1 protein-coding gene and 1 pseudogene are annotated in these 2,388 nt (G+C 59.5%); both read right to left on the reverse strand.

The window, feature by feature from the left end:
- Positions 1-857: 857 nt before the first annotated feature.
- Positions 858-1,865 carry a formate dehydrogenase subunit gamma gene (locus AAFX91_RS40820; protein ID WP_394570256.1) on the reverse strand — a complete coding sequence of 336 codons (1,008 nt, stop codon included), beginning with the start codon at positions 1,863-1,865 and terminating at the stop codon, positions 858-860.
- Between the two features lie 56 nt (positions 1,866-1,921).
- Positions 1,922-2,388: pseudogene (locus tag AAFX91_RS40825) on the reverse strand (4Fe-4S dicluster domain-containing protein); the annotation flags it as partial.

The following is a 2,388-nucleotide window of genomic DNA, read 5'->3' on the forward strand; positions in this document are numbered from 1 at the left end:
TGACGAAACAATCCACGAGATCTTCCTAGCCGACCAGATCAGCCCTCAGTGCGTGGTCGCCGGATGACGCTCACAATACATGCGGCCCGAAATCGGTCTCACAAACGCGGGTGTCTTGGTGGACGTCGTCGGGATTGGATATGATGAGTACACGCCAGAGCAACGCGACCAGGTGATCGCCGCATTTCCACGCGGTAATTTTAAAAACGAAATGCTTCAGTTACAGACTTGCTCGGCCTTGAAGAAGCCTCAGACGACGTTTGGGACAGTCAATTTCGACTACATCCAAGAACACGACCCCACATTTCACCGGCCAACCGCCTGCACTCGGATCCGTAATGCGCCTTGGCATAGCTGAGCCGTCGTGGGCATTCGTCTGCGTGTAACGGCGGTTGCGGAAGCCACATAACTCATCACTATCGCGCTTTTTGATATTGGCATCGATGTCCGTTGATCCAAACATCGCCGTTCTCTTTCGGTGGGCTTCGCATCTCCATTCAACGTCGCCTTGCCCCCGCTTCATTCTTGCGCGGGCCACAAAACGAGACTGCATTTCTTGGCTTGGTATCGACCGTCAGCCCGAGTATGTCACGGCGGGCGTAACACCCGACGACATCAAATCATACTTTGCGCGCGCGATAATACGGCGGTCCAGGTCCGCCACCCTGGTAGTCTCGCCGGCAAAATTTGGCTCAACCGGCACACCCCGAGCAGATCGATGATGCATGAACCGCGCGGAATCGTGCCCCTGGAGGCCGTCGCATGCAGCAGGGTAGTCACCCGCGTCAGACACTGGCATCCAATTCGGTGAGCCCGCCGTGACAGCTCCGCACAGATGAATAGGCGAACGATGTCGCTTATTCAGCAGGCGTCACTGAAGGTTGTCCTGGTCCGCGCTCCTTCTTAAGCTGTTCGGCAAGCCAAATGTCGTGATGCTCTTTGGCCCAGTTGAGATCGACCTCTCCGGTGCCCATGGCCTCGAATGCGCCCTCCATCCCGACCGTGCCGATATAGATGTGGCCGAGGATCAAGGCGATGAACAGGATGGCCACGAGCGTGTGTACTACCTCCGCGAGCTGCATCTGGGCGATATCAGTTCCGTAAAACGGGAACAGCAAGAGAAACCCCGATACCGAGACCGCGACGCCGGCCACAAGGGATAGCCAATAGACAAGCTTCTCGCCCAGATTAAAGCGTCCGGCTGGCGCGTGTTTCAACTTGATGAAGCCGCCGCCTTGCCTGACCCAGTCGATGTCAACTTTTTTCAGAAGATTGTCCCTGAAAAAGATCACCGTGATCAGGACGAGACCCACCACGAATGCGGCCCTGGTGAAGTTGTGCACGTACTTTGCCGCTTGCGATATGCTCGAGAACGCTTCCGGGCCGACGACCGGCAAAAGCAGCACCTTGCCGAAGGTGATATTAAGACCGGTTAGGCCAAGAACGACAAAAGACACCGCCGTCAGCCAATGCGAAAACCGTTCTAAGGCTCTGAAGCGAAGCACCTTCCGCCCCGATCGGCCGGCCGAAATCCGGATCCGTCCGATGATCAGATAGGCGGCGCCCAAGACCAGGATCGTGCCGAGGATCACGATGGCGCCGCCCCAACGCAGCCGTACTTCGTGGATATAATCCCACGTACGTCCCTCGGGCTGGATCAACACGCCGGCCTTTGTATCGGGAATGTCGAGGCGCCCTTCAACGCGGGGGAGCTGTCTTAGCAGGTCGCGCTCGCTGGTGACGCTTGCGGTTGGATTGGGCGCACCGTCGGGACCGACCTTCTGTGCGAAGGCGGGCGCCGCCGCTGACATCGCAAGCAGCGCCAAGACGAAGGTCGCCAGACGAAAGCGTGCGAAAAACGTCATGACCGTTACCCTGCTCTCATCCCGCGCCCATCGCGGGCCCGCATGAGCCTGTCCGCTCAGACCACGACGTCGTCGTGATAGGCCGTGGTCCAGCCCCAGGCGCCGGAACCGTAGCCGCGCTTGCGCACCCGCTCGCCGTAGATCTGCGCGATGATGTCACCGTCGCCCGCGAGCAGCGACTTGGTCGAGCACATCTCCGCGCACATCGGCAATTTGCCCTCGCCGAACCGATTCGAGCCGTATTTGGCGAATTCCGCCGCGCTGCCCGGTGCCTCCGGTCCGCCGCCGCCGGCGCAATAGGTGCATTTGTCCATCTTGCCGCGGGAGCCGAAATTGCCGACCTGCGGATATTGCGGCGCACCGAACGGGCAGGCGTAGAAGCAATAGCCGCAGCCGATGCACTGATCCTTGTTGTGCAGGACGATTCCGTCCTCGGTCGGGAAGATTGCAGTTCACCGGACAGACCGCCGCGCAGGGCGGGTCCGTGCAATGCATGCAGGCCATCGAGACCGAACGCTCGCCA

The sequence above is a fragment of the Bradyrhizobium sp. 31Argb genome (genome assembly GCF_043638955.1).
Classification (GTDB): Bacteria; Pseudomonadota; Alphaproteobacteria; order Rhizobiales; family Xanthobacteraceae; genus Bradyrhizobium.